The 16,981-nt window shown below is 63.0% G+C and carries 13 protein-coding genes; 8 read left to right on the forward strand and 5 right to left on the reverse strand.

All coding sequences use genetic code 11. From position 1 onward, the window contains the following. Nucleotides 1–60: 60 nt before the first annotated feature. On the reverse strand, nt 61–1,080 hold the full coding sequence (locus BJQ17_RS10700; RefSeq protein WP_003253830.1) for a LacI family DNA-binding transcriptional regulator: 1,020 nt from the start codon (nt 1,078–1,080) through the stop codon (nt 61–63). A gap of 206 nt (nt 1,081–1,286) precedes the next feature. Here BJQ17_RS10700 and BJQ17_RS10705 point away from each other — a divergent pair, with 206 nt between their 5' ends. The 3 genes from BJQ17_RS10705 (at nt 1,287) to BJQ17_RS10715 (ending at nt 3,679) form a co-directional block, all read left to right on the forward strand. Further along, on the forward strand, nt 1,287–1,826 hold the full coding sequence (locus BJQ17_RS10705; protein ID WP_003253831.1) for a gluconokinase: 540 nt from the start codon (nt 1,287–1,289) through the stop codon (nt 1,824–1,826). A 111-nt stretch (nt 1,827–1,937) separates the two neighbouring features. After that, nucleotides 1,938–3,290, forward strand: coding sequence for a GntP family permease (locus tag BJQ17_RS10710; protein WP_003253832.1), 1,353 nt, complete (start codon nt 1,938–1,940; stop codon nt 3,288–3,290). An 86-nt stretch (nt 3,291–3,376) separates the two neighbouring features. Beyond that, complete coding sequence (locus BJQ17_RS10715) at nt 3,377–3,679, forward strand: hypothetical protein (RefSeq protein WP_060546692.1); 303 nt, start codon at nt 3,377–3,379, stop codon at nt 3,677–3,679. Nucleotides 3,680–3,693: 14 nt separating this feature from the next. Here BJQ17_RS10715 and BJQ17_RS10720 read toward each other — a convergent pair whose 3' ends face one another. The 4 genes from BJQ17_RS10720 to BJQ17_RS10735 all read right to left on the reverse strand — a co-directional run bounded on the left by BJQ17_RS10720 (nt 3,694) and on the right by BJQ17_RS10735 (nt 9,107). Further along, complete coding sequence (locus tag BJQ17_RS10720; RefSeq protein WP_003253836.1) at nt 3,694–5,121, reverse strand: sigma-54 dependent transcriptional regulator; 1,428 nt, start codon at nt 5,119–5,121, stop codon at nt 3,694–3,696. Beyond that, nucleotides 5,090–6,583 carry a HAMP domain-containing sensor histidine kinase gene (locus BJQ17_RS10725; protein ID WP_004576568.1) on the reverse strand — a complete coding sequence of 498 codons (1,494 nt, stop codon included), beginning with the start codon at nt 6,581–6,583 and terminating at the stop codon, nt 5,090–5,092. Before BJQ17_RS10725 ends, BJQ17_RS10720 begins: the two co-directional genes overlap by 32 nt. Nucleotides 6,584–6,888: 305 nt before the next feature. Beyond that, nucleotides 6,889–8,340, reverse strand: a complete 1,452-nt coding sequence (locus tag BJQ17_RS10730; RefSeq protein WP_064614678.1) for a HAMP domain-containing sensor histidine kinase — start codon at nt 8,338–8,340, stop codon at nt 6,889–6,891. 173 nt (nt 8,341–8,513) lie between these two features. Then, entirely contained in the window at nt 8,514–9,107 is a 594-nt protein-coding gene (locus BJQ17_RS10735; RefSeq protein WP_004576566.1) for a lytic transglycosylase domain-containing protein, read from the reverse strand. A gap of 185 nt (nt 9,108–9,292) precedes the next feature. Here BJQ17_RS10735 and gspG point away from each other — a divergent pair, with 185 nt between their 5' ends. The 5 genes from gspG (at nt 9,293) to BJQ17_RS10760 (ending at nt 16,957) form a co-directional block, all read left to right on the forward strand. Further along, complete coding sequence (gene gspG / locus BJQ17_RS10740) at nt 9,293–9,718, forward strand: type II secretion system major pseudopilin GspG (protein WP_014861762.1); 426 nt, start codon at nt 9,293–9,295, stop codon at nt 9,716–9,718. Nucleotides 9,719–9,729: 11 nt separating this feature from the next. Further along, complete coding sequence (locus BJQ17_RS10745; protein WP_003253845.1) at nt 9,730–10,920, forward strand: type II secretion system F family protein; 1,191 nt, start codon at nt 9,730–9,732, stop codon at nt 10,918–10,920. Between the two features lie 191 nt (nt 10,921–11,111). Next, complete coding sequence (gene mexE, locus BJQ17_RS10750; RefSeq protein WP_003253847.1) at nt 11,112–12,353, forward strand: multidrug efflux RND transporter periplasmic adaptor subunit MexE; 1,242 nt, start codon at nt 11,112–11,114, stop codon at nt 12,351–12,353. A 12-nt stretch (nt 12,354–12,365) separates the two neighbouring features. Further along, nucleotides 12,366–15,545, forward strand: a complete 3,180-nt coding sequence (locus BJQ17_RS10755; RefSeq protein WP_003253849.1) for an efflux RND transporter permease subunit — start codon at nt 12,366–12,368, stop codon at nt 15,543–15,545. Further along, nucleotides 15,542–16,957: an efflux transporter outer membrane subunit gene (locus BJQ17_RS10760; protein ID WP_003253851.1), complete on the forward strand. Its 1,416-nt coding sequence runs from the start codon at nt 15,542–15,544 to the stop codon at nt 16,955–16,957. The genes BJQ17_RS10755 and BJQ17_RS10760 overlap by 4 nt, the downstream gene beginning before the upstream one ends. Nucleotides 16,958–16,981: the final 24 nt, after the last annotated feature.

Below are 16,981 nucleotides of genomic sequence, written 5' to 3' on the forward strand. Positions count from 1 at the left end.
CATTCGTTTCGGGCCAATCATTCCTGTGGCATTCGCGCGAGAAGGCCTTGGCGGGCACTCTCAGGTGCTCTCGCGCACCATCAGCTCAAAGCCCAGATCCTGCTGCGCATTCGTCACCCGCTTGCCATCCAGCAACGCCAGCAACGCCTGCGCTGCGCCCCGCCCCACCGCAGCCCGTGGTGTGCGAATCGAGGTCAGCCGTGGCACCATATGCGCCGAGGCCGGTAGATCGTTGAAACCGACCATCGCCACCTGGCGTGGCACCTCCACCCCTTGACGCAAGGCCTGCAGCACCGCGCCCTGAGCCAGGTCGTCGTTACAGAAGAAGATACCGTCGACATCCGGCGCCTGCTGCATCAGCTGGCTGAACAGCACACTGCCCAGGGCAATCGACGATGGCTCCGGGGCCAACACCTCCAGCTCGGCAGCCTGCAAACCAGCCTCTGCCAAAGCCTGACGGAAACCCTCGGCACGCTGCATCACCCTCGGGTCCAGCTGCGCGGCAATGAATGCAAGGCGCTTGCGCCCGCGCTCGATCAGGTGCCGTGCAGCAGCACGCCCGGCCTGATGCTGCGAGAAGCCGACTGACAAAGCCCCTGGCTCACCATTGAGTTCCATCATGTGCACACACGGCACGCCGCTGGCAGCCAGCATCTGCCGCGCAGCATCGCTACGCTCGAAGCCGGTCAGCAAAATGCCGCAGGGCTGATAGGCCAGGTAATTGCGGATCAGGTTCTCTTCTTCGGCAAGGTCGTAGTGATAGTTGCCGATCAGCACCTCTAGCCCACGAGGGCGCATGACCTCGTGAATGGCCTCCAGGGTGTCGATGAACAGTTGGTTGGACAACGACGGGATCAACACCACCACCGACTGACTGCGTGCCGAGGCCAGCGCCCGGGCGGCCGGGTTGGCCACATAGCCAAGGTTCGCCGCTGCGGCGATGACCTTTTCCACCAGGTCAGGCGCAACGGTGCTGACCCCACGCAAGGCGCGCGAAGCGGTAATCGGGGAAACCCCGGAAAGCCTGGCAACTTCAGCCAGGGTGGGACGACCTGTAGTTCGGGAGCCGGTGCGGGACATGAATGTTGTAATTTTACTACTTGCAAGGAGAGGGAACGGCCACTAAGGTAGCGCTGTCTCAGGATGCAGGCAATGTAATCTTTGGTAGCAGCCACCACGCGCTCGCCACCAGGCGTCCATACTGCGTAAGGACAAGACCAATAACACCGGGGAGGTGGCTGTTCGTCAACGGCGAGACAGCGCTATCTCACCCGCAGGAGGTACTGATGAATTCTCCCCTGTCCGCTATTGTGGTGATGGGCGTGGCCGGTTGCGGCAAAAGCTGCATCGGCGCTGCCATCGCTGCCAGAAGCGGCGGCCGCCTGATCGAAGGCGACGCTTTCCACCCTGCCGAAAACATCCGCAAGATGAGCGCTGGCATCCCGCTGGACGACAGCGACCGTGCCGGCTGGCTGGTCCGCCTTGGTGAAGAGTTGCAAGCCACCACCCAGGCCGGTGAACGCCCGATCCTGACCTGCTCGGCACTCAAGCGCCGCTACCGCGACACCCTGCGCGATGCCATGCCCGGGCTGGTGTTCGTGTTCCTCGAACTGTCGCCTGCCGAGGCCGAAAAACGCGTGCTGGCTCGCCCAGGGCACTTCATGCCGGCCAGCCTCATCGACAGCCAGTTCGCGGCCCTGGAATCGCCACGCGGCGAGCCACTGACGCTGGCACTGGACGCCACCCAACCGATCGAAGCACTGGCCGAAGCGGTGGACCACTGGCTAAAGCGCTGCGGTGAGCCGGGCCTGGCGCAAACCGCCTGACCTCGGCGGCTTTTCCGTCTCACCAAAGACAGCGCTACCCCAACCCGTAAACGCGGCAAAGACTCCAAAAAGCTACGCCCAAAACAACGATAAGACCGAGGCCTTCAAACCATGTTCGGACTGGCTACTGATACCTTCCTGCTGCTCGACGCGCTGGTTACCATCGTCGGGCTGATCCTGCTGATCACCCACTTCAAGGTTCACCCCTTCGTCGCCCTCACCCTCGCGGCCGGCTTCCTGGGCCTGACTTCCGGCATGCCGGTGGCCAAGGTCATGAAATCGTTCCAGGACGGTTTTGGCGGCGTACTCGGCTTCGTCGGTATCGTGCTCGCCCTGGGCACCATGCTCGGCAAGCTGATGGCCGACTCCGGTGGTGCCGACCAGATCGCGCAAACCCTCATCCGCGCCTTCGGCAAGAAGAACGTGCATTGGGCGATGATGTTCGCCGCCTTCCTGGTGGGCATCCCGCTGTTCTTCGAAATCGGCTTTGTGCTGCTGATTCCCCTGGTGTTCATCGTCGCCCGGCGCTCGGGCGTCTCGTTGGTGAAAATCGGCATTCCGCTGCTGGCCGGCCTGTCGGTGGTGCACGGTCTGGTGCCACCACACCCGGGCCCCTTGCTGGCGATCGGCATTTTCCATGCTGACATTGGCAAGACCATCTTCTACGGCCTGATCGTCGCACTGCCCACCGCGATCATCGCCGGCCCTCTGTTCGGTAACTTCATTTCCCGCTACATCCCGGGCAACCCGTCCCAGGAACTGATGGACCAGATCGCCAAGGAGTCCGATCAGGGCAACCTGCCAAGTTTCAGCATCACCCTGATCACCGTACTGCTGCCGGTCGCGTTGATGCTGCTGAAAACGTTCGCCGACGTGGTGCTGCCTGCCGAGCACATCGTGCGCCAGTGGATGGACCTGATCGGCCACCCGATCACCGCCCTGCTCGCCGCCCTGCTACTGGCCTTCTACACCTTCGGTTCGGCCCGCGGCTTCAACCGCCAGCAGATCATGAAGATGCTCGACCAGAGCCTGGCACCGACTGCCGCCATCGTGCTGATCGTCGGCGCTGGCGGTGGCTTCAAGCAAATGCTGGTGGACACCGGCGTAGGCAACGTGATCGGGCAGATGGCTGTGCAGGCAGAAATTTCGCCGATCATGCTGGCATGGCTGGTGGCGGCGGTGATCCGCATCGCGACCGGCTCCGCCACGGTCGCCACCATCACCGGCGCGGGTATCGTGGCGCCGGTGATCGACCTGGTGCCGGGGGTGAACCGTGAGCTGTTGGTACTGGCCACCGGTGCCGGCTCGCTGATCCTGTCGCATGTGAACGACGCCGGCTTCTGGCTGGTGAAGCAGTACTTCAACATGACCGTGGCAGAAACCTTCAAGACTTGGAGCATGATGGAGACGATCCTGTCCATCGTCGGCATCATTTTCATCATGTTGCTGTCGCTGGTGGTGTGACCGTTGATCGGGGTAATGGCACCTTGACGTTTCGGGTAAGGCCAAAGAGAAGTATGAGCCTTACCCGTACAGCAAAGGAGCCTGCCATGCCCCGCTCAATCATCCTGTCGATTGCCCTGCTCGCCTCGCAGCTGGCGTTTGCTGTCGGCACCGGTCCGACCTACCCCGACGACCCGCACAATACGGCGCCACAGCCAGGCGTGGACAGTACCCTCAACCCGATCGAGAAGCCTTTGCCGCGGGACACCGATCCGCGCGTACAGGGCAACGAACCGCAAAGCCCGCCGGCCAAGCAGAATGACAACCGCGATCTGCCGGGAATGGATGGCAGTGGGTCGGAAGGTACCGGCCGGCAAGGAGAAGGCAGCTCGGGCACAGGTAACCCCTGACGACACGGTCTGTACTACCACTGACGCTTGTCAGGCCGGGTCAGCCCCAACTTCTCGATCCGGTAACGCAGCATATCCCGCGACAACCCAAGCATCCGCGCCGACTTGGTCACGTTCCAGTCGGTGCGGTCCAGGGTCTTGCAGACAAGGTCACGCTCCATGTCAGGCAGGCTTGTACCCGGCTCTGGCTCGTGCCGCGGCATTTCGAACATGGCCGCCATCGGCTGTTGCGTCAACGGCTCGTCAACCAAGGTCATACACAGGTTCAACTGATGCGCCTGCACCACCTCGTTCGGCGCCAGCAACACGGTCTGCTCCAGCATGTTGCGCAATTCACGCACATTGCCAGGCCAGCTATAACCGAGCATCAGGCTTTCGGCCTCGGCAGAAAAGCGCAGGTTCGGCTTGCCATAACGCCGGCTATGGTGGGCAAGGAAATGCCGCGCCAGTAGCAGAATGTCCTGCCCACGCGAATATAGGCGCGGCACCTTCAGGGCGATAATGCGAAGCCGGAAGAACAGGTCACGCCTGAATTTGCCCTGCTGCACCATTTGCTCCAGGTTACAGTTGGTGGCGCTGATCACCCGCAGATCCACCTTGCGTTCCTTCACCGCACCAATCCGGCGGATGCTGCGGTCCTCCAGCAACTTGAGCAGCTTGGCCTGCAGCACCAGGTCCATTTCGCCGATCTCGTCAAGGAACAGGGTGCCGCCATCGGCAGCCTCCACCAGCCCCACCCGGCGCTCCTTGGCATCGGTGAACGCGCCCTTCTCGTGGCCAAACAGTTCAGCCTCAAGCAGGTTGGCAGGGATCGAAGCGCAATTGAACTCGATGAACGGCCCTTTACTGCGCGAACCATCAAAATGCAGGGCACGGGCCACCAGTTCCTTGCCCGTACCGGTCTCGCCTTCGATCAGCACCGGTGGCAGGTCGTCACTGGCCATGCGCCGCTCGGCATCGAGCACCTGGCGCAGGGTGTGCTTGAGGGTAAGCATCACCGGCGACTCGCCGATCAATGCCTGCAACCCGGACTTCTGCGCCTCACGCTCCTGGTAGAACGACAGCGTGCGCTCCATGCGCTCGGTAGCCAGGGCCTTGTCCAAGGTCAGTTTGAGCTCGGCCAGTACCACCGGCTTGGTCAGGTAATGAAAGGCGCCCTCCTTCATCGCCTGCACGGCATCTTCGACATTGCCGTAGCCGGTCATCATGATCACTTTAAGGTCTGGCGCCTGGGCCACCAGGGTACGTAGCAGGTCGTGCCCGCTCATGCCTGGCAACGAGTTGTCGGTCAGCACCGCGTCAGGTTGCGCCCGCTTGATCTGCTCCAGCGCCAGCTCCGCGCTGTGGCACACGATGACTTCGTAGCCCTTGAGGCTGAGGTAGGTGCGAATGTTGTCGGCAAGGATTTCATCATCCTCGACGACCAGGATGCTGTGCTCCATGTTCCCCTCCCGCTGCAATATTGAATGTAAGGCTGACGCGGGTTCCTTCCTCTTCGCGGCTGCTCAGGCTGACCGAGCCGCCAAAACGTTCCATGATGCGTTTGACCAGGGCCAGGCCTACACCGAGGCCTCCCTGCTTGGTCGTGAAGAACGGTTTGAACACCATCCGTTCCTGCTGTTGGCTCATGCCTTTGCCGGTGTCGGTCAGCACGAACTCGGCACGCAGGCCTTCTTGCACATTGACCTGGGCATTGAGCATCCCGCCAGCGGGCATGGCCTCCAGGGCGTTGGAAAACAGGCTGTTGAGAATCTGCGTGAGCTGCAGCGGCTGGCTGACCACCCACTGCACGTCAGGCCCTTCGAAATGGAAGCGCACGCCGTTGCGTTCGATCTGCTGGGCGAAGGCCAGGTGGGTGTCCTCGATGGCCGCCACCAGGTCCACGGCCTCGGGGTCGTCACTGGCCGGGCGTAGCGACACCAGCAGGTCGCGCACCCAGCGCGACATGCGGTCGACCTGGCTGATGATGTCAGTGATGTTCTTCTGCGCAGCAGGGTTGGCGGTTTCCTGGGCAAGTTCGGCGCTGGAGCGTATGTTGGCCAGCGGGTTACGCATGCTGTGAGCCACGGCCGACGACATTTCTCCCAGCGCCACGTAGGTTTCGCTTGCCACCAGCCGCTCCTGCTGCAGGTGCAGCATGTGCGCCGCACGGCGCACGATCCAGAACAGGCCGAAGTAGATCAACGCCCCACCCACCAGTGTCGAGGCCCAGATCAGCACATAGCCGCGCTGGATGCGCCGAATGAGGTCCTGCGGCTCCTTGTAGATTTCCACCATGGCCAGTACCTGCTCACCCTGGCTGTCGAACAGCGGGATGTAGTTCTCGATGAACAGGTAACGCGGTGCGCGCTGGAACTTCTGCTCTTCGCGATCCTCGGCGGCCTTGTGATAACTGGCCGACACCGCCTTGCGCGAGCGGAAGGCGCGCTCAAGATCGCCATCAACTTCTATCTGCTTGCCAATCAGCTCTACGTTGGTGGACCAGACAATAGTGCGGTCGCGGGCATAGACGTTGGCCAGCAAGGTGTCCGGCAGGTGCTCGACATGATCGAGGAACTCGACGCGGGTCGATTCGGCCAAGGCCGGGGTGAACTGCAAGTGCTGCAGGTCCAGCCGCGGGTCCAGCAATTCGCCCATGGTGGTGCCAGGCGGCAATTGCGAATGACGCACTTCAGCCTGGGCCATTGCCTGAATGAACTGCGCGGTGAGCATGGCATCGCGCTGCACGCTGTCGCGCACCACGAAGCGCGTCGAAACGTAACCCAGCCCACCTGCCACCGCGGTAATGATCAACAGGCTGATCACCGAAAACCAGCGCAGCAGGTTGAATTCACGCAAGGGTACGGCCCGTCCGCTGGCGGTCGCATTGGCCTTGTCGGGCGCTTCGTTTTCCAGCATCTGCATCGCGTGGTTCCCGCGCAGGGCGTACGTTCAGAACTGCATCAAGGCCAATGGCAGCAGCCACTGGGTAGCAATCCACCTGGGCAGTCGCAGCTGCCATTTGTCGCGTGTCGCGCTTCACAAACTTCGCTGCAAAAACTCGGCCAGCAGGACCATGCCAAATTAAAAACGTTATTTTTCAGTAGCTTGCAAGAACTTATTAAGAATGATTAGAGGATGATTCCCCACATCTGGGTGATTATCACCCAAAAATAAAAATCCTTTTATATCAATACCTTACTAAATTATATTGAGGTAATTTGACATATTCAGGCCAGTCGAAAGCTTAACGAAACCCTCGTGCCATGGCCTTCGCTGCTGCTGAGCCGGACCGTACCACCGAAACGTTCCATGATGCGTTTCACCAGCACCAGCCCCACCCCCAGCCCACCCTGTTTGGTGGTAAAGAACGGTCGAAAAGCCATACGCTGCTGCTCTTCGTTCATGCCCTTGCCATTGTCGGACAGGCGCAAAGTCAGGCTGCGCCGGTTGTGACGTACCACCTCGATACGCAACCGCCCGCCCTGCTCCATCGACTCCAAGGCATTGGCAATCAGGCTACTGAATACCTGGCGCAGCAATACCGGGTGCCCCAACACCTGCACGGCCGGTAACGGTTGCAGGTCCAGGCTTACCCCGCTGCGCGCCAGCGGCACAGCGTAGGTCTGCAGGCTTTCCTGCAACGCCTGCGGCAAGTCCACCGCCAATACCTCGTCGTTCAGCGGGCGCAGTGACTGCAGCATCTGGCGGATCCACTGCGACATGCGATCGACCTGGCTGATGATATCGTTGACCTGGCGTTGCGCCGGGCCTTCGTCGAACGCCAGGGCCAGTTCCGCACTTGAGCGGATACTGGCCAGCGGGTTGCGCAAGCTATGGGCCACCGCCGAAGACACCTCACCCAGTGCCACGTAGGTTTCGCTGCTGATCAGGCGTTTCTGCTGTACCGCCAGCAGCCGTGCGGCGCGGTGCATGATGCCGTAAAGGCCGACATAGACCAGTGCAGCGCCGACCGTGATGGCCAACCAGATCAGGATCAGGCCACGCTCGATGCGTGCGATCAGGTCGTGGGGCTCCTTGTAAATCTCGACCATCGCGGTGACCCGATCGCCATCGGCATCGAACAGCGGAATGTAGTTCTCGATGAACAACTGCTTGGGCGGGGTGATGAACTTCTGCTCGGCGCGGGCCTGTTCGAAATTGTGGTAGCTGGCCGAGACCCGCATCTTGTACTCGAAAGCCCGACTCAGGTCTTCGTCGCCTTCGATCAGCTTGCCGATCAGTGCCGGGTTGGTGGACCAGATCACTGTATGGTCCAAAGCATAAATATTGGCCAGCAGCATATCGGGCAGGTGAGCGATATGGTCGAGGAACTCGCCGCGGGCCTTGCGTCGGGCTTGCGGGTCGACGTCGGGCAAGTTATTGCGGTCGGTGCGCGGATCGAGCAGTTCGCCCATGGTCCGCACATTGGGGATCGACACATGGCGCACTTCGGCATCAGCAATGGAGGTGATGAACTGTGCGGTGAGTAACGCATCACGCTCGACGCTCTCGTCGATGATGAAGCGGCTGGAAATCAGCCCCAGCCCGGCCGCCACCGAGAGAATGATGGCCAGACTGACCCAGGCATACCAGCGCAGCAGGTTGAATGGCTTGCGCGGGGCGGCCAACTCGCTACCGGCTGGCACGTCAAGAGTGACGGAACGAGGGGCGGCGTCCATAACGGACTCCTCAGCTGGGCACCTTCAGAAGGTTATAGCCCAGACTTGGGGAAACTATAGTATTAAATTGATGGCATCCGCCGAAGGGTATTTATTCGCCCTGACTTCACCTACCCAAAACAGCTTGAGGGTGGCGCCGCCCCTGCGGGAATGCTTGAGCTGCACGCCCGCTGTTACAAAGACGAATCATCCGTCAACCCTTGCAACTTTCGATACTCGCGCAGCACCGTGGGCACATAGCGCCGGGTCTCGGCAAACGGCGGCACGGCACCGCGCCGCAGTACAGCATCCGGGCCAGCGTTGTAGGCCGCCACGGCCAAGGTGATGTCGTTGTCGAACAGGGTGAGCATCTGCTTGAGGTAGCGTGCCCCGCCCTGCACATTGTCCTCCGGGTCCAGGCGGTCTTGCACCCCCATCTCGCGGGCGGTGTCCGGCATCAGTTGCATCAACCCCACTGCACCCGCCCGCGAACGGGCTTTGGGGTTGTAGCCGGACTCGGCCTTGATCACCGCGTGCAGCAGCGCCGGCGGCAGGTTGTGGAGGCGCGCAGCCGTGGCGACTACCTCGGCGTAAGGGCGGCCGGTGATCATCTGCGCTTTGACCGGCCCGCCCTGGGCCAGCGGCTCGCTGATCACCTTCTCATAGTGTCGCCCTGGTCGATGGACATTGGTCAGTACGTAGCCACCCTTGGCATCGATTGAGATGTACACATCGGCCTGGGCAGCACCTGCCGCCAGCCAGATCAAACCGAGGATGAGTCCACGCATGCCGGTCGCCTCTTCGTCGTGGCCCCCGATGTGGGGGAAATGCCCCGGAAAACCCGAGGACATTCACCACGACGCAAGCACTGTGCCGCTTCCTGTGCCGCATGGCGCAAGGCCCCAAGGCAGACGTGCACGGCTGTTGCATGGTGCATGTCAACGCTTGTCCCCATGCAGTGGAGGGTTTCACCATGCAGCGCAGAACCAACCCGCAACGTGGCTTCACTCTGCTTGAACTCCTGGTGGTACTGGTAGTACTCGGCCTGCTGGCCGGCATCGTCGCCCCCAAATACTTCAGTCAGCTAGGCCGCTCCGAGGCCAAGGTAGCGCGGGCGCAGATCGAGGGGCTGAGCAAGGCCCTGGACTTGTACCGTCTGGAGGTCGGCCACTACCCCAACAGCGAACAAGGTTTGCAGGCGCTGGTGGTCGCGCCCAGTGGCGAGGCTCGCTGGACCGGCCCGTACCTGCAGAAGGCCGTGCCGCAAGACCCGTGGGGCCGCGCTTACATCTACCGGCAACCTGGCGAGAACGGCGGTGAATACGACCTGCTGTCGATGGGCAAGGACGGCCAGCCGGGTGGTGATGGGGAAAACGCCGAAATCACCAGTTGGCAGTAAGGAGAGCGGCCATGCGCTACAGCCTCAAGGCCCTGGGTAGGCAGGGTGTGGTGCAGTTGCAGATCGACGCCGAGGACGCCGACCAGGCCCGCCGCCAGGCCGAAGACCAAGGCCTGCGTGTGCTCAGCCTGCGCAGCAGCGGCGGCACCCTGCGCGGCATGGCCTGGCGCCGTGAAGCGGCGTTCGACCTGGTGCTGTTCAGCCAGGAACTGTCAACCTTGCTCAATGCCGGCCTGCCGCTGATTGACGCACTGGAAAGCCTGGCGGAGAAGAGCCCCGCAGCGACAGCGCGCAAGGTGCTCGCCGAGCTGGTGCGCCAGCTGTACGAGGGCCGCTCGCTGTCCCAGGCGCTGGGCCAGCAACCGCGGGTATTCCCGCCGCTGTATGTGGCGCTGGTGCAGTCCAGCGAACGCACCGGTGCTCTGGGCGACGCCCTCACCCGCTACATCAGCTATCGCCAGCGCCTGGACCTGGTCCGGCAGAAGCTGGTGGGTGCCTCGGTCTACCCATTACTGCTGTTGCTGGTGGGAGGCGGTGTGGTGCTGTTCCTGCTCGGCTATGTGGTGCCGCGGTTCAGCCAGGTGTTCGAGGGCATGGGCACCGAGCTCCCCTGGCTGTCACGGGTGCTGATGCAGGTCGGCCTGTTTCTGCATGCCCAGCAAGCGCCACTGGCGCTGGGCACCGTCGGTGGGGTCGCGGCGCTTTGGCTGCTGCGCCGGCACCCGCGTGTACGGTACTGGGCCTCCTGCCAACTGCGGCGCCTGCCCGCGCTGCACCAGCGCCTGATGATGTACGAGCTGGCGCGTTTCTATCGCTCGCTGGGCATCCTGCTGCAAGGCGGCATCCCCATCCTCACCGCCATGGGCATGGCCCGCGGCCTGCTCGGCAACGCAGCAGCGCAGGGCCTGGAGCAGGCCAGCCAGCGGGTGGGCGAAGGGCTGCCCCTCTCCGATGCACTCGCGGCCGGGCACCTGGTGACACCGGTGTCACTGCGCCTGCTGCGCGCTGGCGAGCAGTCTGGCAACCTGGGCGAGATGCTGGAGCGCTGCGCCGACTTCCATGATCAGGAAATCGGCCGCTGGGTGGAATGGTTCGTCAAACTGTTCGAGCCGCTGTTGATGACCTTCATCGGCCTGCTGATCGGCCTGATCGTGATCCTCATGTACATGCCAATCTTCGAGCTGGCCTCAAGTATTCACTGAATGGCCAGGCCCAGGCTCTCACGTAACGTGGTGCCCGCACAGGCGGTGCCCTGCGCCCAACCCTGGCAGCCATCGATAGTTGATCCCCACTTATCATTCAGCGTGATATTAACCTTCGTCCCGTTCGATTCGTGCCTCGCGCGCAACACACTCACACTCCGCCCACTACTAATACATTGGCGGAGTTCTCCATGGAACAATCACTCAAACCCTTGCGCTTCCCCCTCGCTGCCCTGGCAGTGGTGGTGATCAGCGCTTGCGGTCGAACCCCCGACGCCGTGCAGGCTCCCGCCGCGCCGAAGGTAAGTGTGGCCAAGGTGATCGAACAACCGATCACCGAATGGGACGAGTTCACCGGCCGCCTCGAAGCCCCGGAAACCGTCGAAGTGCGCCCGCGGGTCTCCGGCCAGATCGACCAGGTCGCCTTCACCGAAGGCGCCCAGGTCAAGAAAGGCGACCTGCTGTTCCAGATCGACCCGCGCCCGTTCCAGGCTGAAGTCCGCCGCCTTGAAGCCCAGCTGCAACAGGCCAAGGCCACCGCCATCCGCAGCGCCAACGAAGCCCGCCGTGGCGAGCGCCTGCGTGACAGCAACGCCATCTCCGCCGAACTGGCCGAATCGCGCAGCAGTGCCGCCGCCGAAGCCCGTGCCGGCGTCGATGCGATCCAGGCCCAGCTCGACCTGGCACGCCTGAACCTCAGCTTCACCCGCGTCACCGCGCCCATCAGTGGCCGTGTCAGCCGCGCCGAGTTCACCGCCGGCAACATCGTCACCGCCGATGTCACCCCGCTGACCAGTGTGGTGTCCACCGACAAGGTCTACGCCTACTTCGACGCCGACGAGCGCGTGTACCTCAAGTACACCCAGCTGGCCCGTGAAGGCCAGCGTAGCCAGAGCACCCCGGTATACCTGGGCCTGACCAACGAAAGCGGCAACCCGCACCTGGGCCAGATGAACTTCGTCGACAACCAGGTCAACCCGCGCACCGGCACCATCCGCGGCCGCGCGGTATTCGACAACAGCAACGGCCAGTTCACCCCGGGCCTGTATGCGCGCCTGAAGCTGGTCGGCAGCGCCCAGTACGACGCCATGCTGATCAACGACGAAGCCGTGGGCACCGACCTTGGCAAGAAGTTTGTGCTGGTCATGGACAAGGACAACAAAGCCACCTACCGCGCCGTGGAACTGGGGCCAAAACTGGAAGGCTTGCGCATCGTGCGCAGCGGCCTGGGCAAGGACGACCGCATCGTGGTCAAGGGCCTGCAGCGCGTGCGCCCTGGTTCGCCGGTAACCCCGGAAGAAACACAGATGGCGAGCGAGCAAACCCTCGCCGCCCTCGCCCAGCAGCGCCAGGCCCTGGAGGCCAGCAACCCGGCGCCGAAGGTGGCGGGCAACAACGTGAAAGTCGCCAGCGCCCAGGCGCCACGCGGTTAAGGGACCCTACCGATGAACTTCTCGAAATTCTTCATTACCCGGCCGATCTTCGCCGCGGTGCTGTCGCTGGTGCTGCTGATCGCGGGTTCTATCTCGCTGTTCCAGCTGCCGATCAGCGAATACCCCGAAGTGGTGCCGCCCACCGTGGTGGTGCGCGCCAACTTCCCCGGCGCCAACCCCAAGGTCATCGGCGAAACCGTTGCCGCGCCGCTGGAGCAGGCCATTACCGGTGTGGAGAACATGCTGTACATGTCCTCCCAGTCCACTGCGGACGGCAAGCTGACGCTGACCATCACCTTCGCCCTGGGTACCGACCTGGACAACGCCCAGGTGCAGGTGCAGAACCGCGTCACCCGCACCCAGCCCAAGCTGCCCGAGGAAGTGACCCGTATCGGTATCACCGTCGACAAGGCCTCGCCTGACCTGACCATGGTCGTGCACCTGACCTCGCCGGACAACCGCTACGACATGCTCTATCTGTCCAACTACGCCATCCTCAACATCAAGGACGAGCTGGCGCGTCTGGGCGGCGTAGGCGATGTGCAGCTGTTTGGCATGGGCGACTACTCGCTGCGCGTCTGGCTGGACCCGAACAAGACCGCTTCGCGCAACCTGACGGCCAGTGATGTGGTCGCGGCAATCCGCGAGCAGAACCGCCAGGTGGCCGCCGGCCAGCTGGGCGCGCCGCCTGCCCCAGGCTCGACCAGCTTCCAACTGTCGATCAATACCCAAGGCCGTCTGGTCAACGAGGAAGAATTCGAGAACATCATCATCCGCGCCGGTGCCGATGGCGAGATCACCCGCCTGAAAGACATCGCCCGGGTTGAACTCGGCTCCAGCCAGTACGCCCTGCGCTCGCTGCTGAACAACCAGCCGGCGGTGGCCATCCCGATTTTCCAGCGCCCAGGCTCCAACGCCATCGAGATCTCCGACGAAGTGCGGGCGAAAATGGCCGAGCTGAAAAAGGACTTCCCGGAGGGGATGGACTACAGCATCGTCTATGACCCGACCATCTTCGTGCGCGGCTCCATCGAAGCAGTGGTGCACACCCTGTTCGAAGCCCTGGTGCTGGTGGTGCTGGTGGTGATCCTGTTCCTGCAGACCTGGCGCGCCTCGATCATCCCGCTGCTGGCGGTGCCGGTCTCGCTGATCGGTACCTTCGCGGTCATGCACCTGTTCGGTTTTTCACTCAACGCGCTGTCGTTATTCGGGCTGGTGCTCGCCATCGGTATCGTGGTGGACGATGCCATCGTCGTGGTGGAGAACGTCGAACGTAACATCGGGCTGGGCCTGAAGCCGCTGGAAGCCACGCAAAAAGCCATGAGCGAAGTGACCGGGCCGATCATCGCCACCGCCCTGGTGCTGTGCGCGGTGTTCGTACCTGCAGCGTTCATTTCCGGCCTGACCGGGCAGTTCTACAAGCAGTTCGCCTTGACCATCGCCATCTCGACCGTCATTTCGGCGTTCAACTCGCTGACCCTGTCGCCAGCCTTGGCCGCGGTGCTGCTCAAGGACCATCACGCACCCAAGGACCGTTTCTCGCGGTTCCTCGACAAGCTGCTGGGCAGCTGGCTGTTCTCCCCTTTCAACCGGTTCTTCGACCGGGCCAGCCACAGCTACGTCGGTGGCGTGCGCCGGGTCATCCGCTCCAGCGGCATCGCCCTGTTCGTGTATGCCGGCCTGATGGGCCTGACCTACCTCGGCTTCTCGTCCACGCCGACCGGTTTCGTGCCGGCCCAGGACAAGCAGTACCTGGTGGCCTTCGCCCAACTGCCGGACGCGGCCAGCCTCGACCGTACCGAAGCGGTGATCAAGCGCATGAGCGAAATCGCCCTCAAGCAGCCTGGCGTGGCCGACTCGGTAGCCTTCCCGGGCCTGTCGATCAACGGTTTCACCAACAGCCCTAACAGCGGCATCGTGTTCACCCCGCTCAAGCCATTCGATGAGCGCAAGGACCCGAGCCAGTCGGCGGCAGCCATCGCAGCCGCGCTGAATGCCCAGTTCGCCGACATCCAGGACGCTTACATCGCCATCTTCCCACCGCCGCCGGTACAGGGCCTGGGCACGATTGGCGGCTTCCGTCTGCAAATCGAAGACCGTGGCAACCTGGGTTACGAAGCGCTGTACAAGGAAACCCAGAACATCATCGCCAAAAGCCACAACGTCCCAGAGCTGGCAGGCCTGTTCACCAGCTACCAGGTCAACGTGCCACAAGTCGATGCCGCCATCGACCGGGAAAAGGCCAAGACCCACGGTGTGGCGATTACCGACATCTTCGACACCCTGCAGGTTTACCTGGGCTCGCTGTACACCAACGACTTCAACCGCTTTGGCCGCACTTACCAGGTCAACGTCCAGGCCGAGCAGCAGTTCCGCCTTGATGCCGAGCAGATCGGCCAACTGAAAGTGCGCAACAACCTTGGTGAGATGATCCCGCTGGCGACCTTCCTCAAGGTCAGCGACACCTCCGGGCCGGACCGGGTCATGCACTACAACGGCTTCATCACTGCCGAGATCAACGGCGCTGCCGCCCCGGGCTACAGCTCTGGTCAGGCGGAAGCTGCGATCGAGAAGCTGCTGAAAGAGGAACTGCCCAACGGCATGACCTTCGAGTGGACCGACCTGACCTACCAGCAGATCCTCTCGGGCAATACCGCATTGCTGGTGTTCCCGCTGTGCGTACTGCTGGCGTTCCTGGTGCTGGCCGCCCAGTACGAAAGCTGGAGCCTGCCGCTGGCGGTAATCCTGATCGTGCCGATGACCCTGCTGTCGGCCATCACCGGTGTGATCGTCTCGGGTGGCGACAACAACATCTTCACCCAGATCGGCCTGATCGTACTGGTGGGCCTGGCGTGCAAGAACGCGATCCTGATCGTTGAGTTCGCCAAGGACGAACAGGCCAAGGGCCTCGACCCGCTGGCTGCGGTGCTGGAAGCCTGCCGCCTGCGTCTGCGGCCGATCCTGATGACCTCGATCGCCTTCATCATGGGTGTGGTGCCCCTGGTGTTCAGCTCCGGAGCAGGTTCGGAAATGCGCCATGCCATGGGGGTGGCGGTGTTCTCGGGGATGATCGGCGTGACCGTATTCGGCCTGTTCCTGACCCCGGTGTTCTTCTTCCTGATCCGCCGTTTCGTCGAGCGTCGCCAGGCCCGCAAGGCTGAACACGCTCAAGTGCTGGAGAACCATGCATGAACCTGCTCAAACCCTTGACCCCAAGCTTGCTGGCACTGGCCCTGGCGGCCTGTGCGGTAGGCCCGGACTATCAGGCGCCCGCCACCGAACCTGCACAACTGGGCAGCGATGTGCAGGCCAAGGCCTACGACCGTAGCCGCTTCGAGAGCCTGTGGTGGAAGCAGTTCGACGACCCGGTGCTGAACCAGCTGGTGCAGGCTTCGCTGGACGGCAACCGTGACTTGCGCGTGGCTTTCGCCCGCCTGAAGTCGGCTCGCTCGATCCGCGAAGACGCCGAAAACGACCCGTTCCCGGTGGTCACCAGCCGTGCCAGCAGCGATCTCGGCAAAGGCCAGATCCCCGGCCAGACCACCGAGCGGGTGAACAGCGAGCGCTACGACCTGGGCCTGGACATGGCCTGGGAGCTTGACCTGTTCGGGCGCATCCAGCGCCAGATCGAAGCCAGCGAAGCCCAGGAAGCGGTAGCCGCCGCCGACCTGCAACAGCTGCAGGTCAGCCTGATCGCCGAGCTGGTGGATGCTTATGGGCAGCTGCGTGGCGCGCAATTGCGCGAGAAAATTGCCCTGGCCAACCTCAAGACCCAGCAGGAATCGCGCACCATCACCGAAACCCTGCGCGATGCCGGCGTGGGCAACGACCTCGACGTGGTGCGTGCCGATGCCCGCCTGGCCGGGGTCGAAGCCACCGTGCCGCAACTGCAAGCCGAACAGGCACGGGCGCGGCATCGCATCGCCACCCTGCTCGGCCAGCGCCCTGACGCGCTCAGCGTAGACCTGTCGCCCAAGGCCCTGCCGGCCATCGCCAAGGCGCTGCCGGTCGGTGACCCGGGTGAGCTGTTGCGCCGCCGCCCGGACATCCGCAGCGCCGAGCGCCAACTGGCGGCCGCCACCGCCAACGTTGGCGTGGCCACCGCCGACCTGTTCCCGCGCGTCAGCCTTAGTGGCTTCCTCGGCTTTACCGCCGCCCGCGGCTCGCAGATCGGCTCTTCGGCGGCCAACGCCTGGGCACTGGGCCCGAGCATTACCTGGGCGGCCTTCGACCTGGGCAGCGTGCGGGCCCGCCTGCGCGGCGCCAAGGCCGATGCCGAAGGGGCTCTGGCCAACTACGAACAGCAGGTGCTGCTGGCACTGGAAGAGTCGGCCAACGCCTTCAGCGATTACGACAAGACCCAGCAGCGTCTGCTGTCGCTGATGCGCCAGAGCGACGCCAGCCGCAAGGCTGCAGAACTGGCCTCGATTCGCTATCGCGAGGGTACCGTGGACTACCTGGTACTGCTCGATGCCGAACGTGAGCGGCTAAGTGCTGAAGATGCACAAGCTCAGGGTGAAGTCGACCTTTATCGCGGCATCGTCTCGATCTACAAGGCCCTGGGTGGCGGCTGGCAACCGGAGACAGTGGCCAGCGCACACTGATTCCACTGCTCAACGACTCCTTTG

Origin of the sequence: Pseudomonas sp. NBRC 111139 (assembly GCF_001753955.1) — a bacterium.
Classification (GTDB): Bacteria; Pseudomonadota; Gammaproteobacteria; order Pseudomonadales; family Pseudomonadaceae; genus Aquipseudomonas; species Aquipseudomonas alloputida.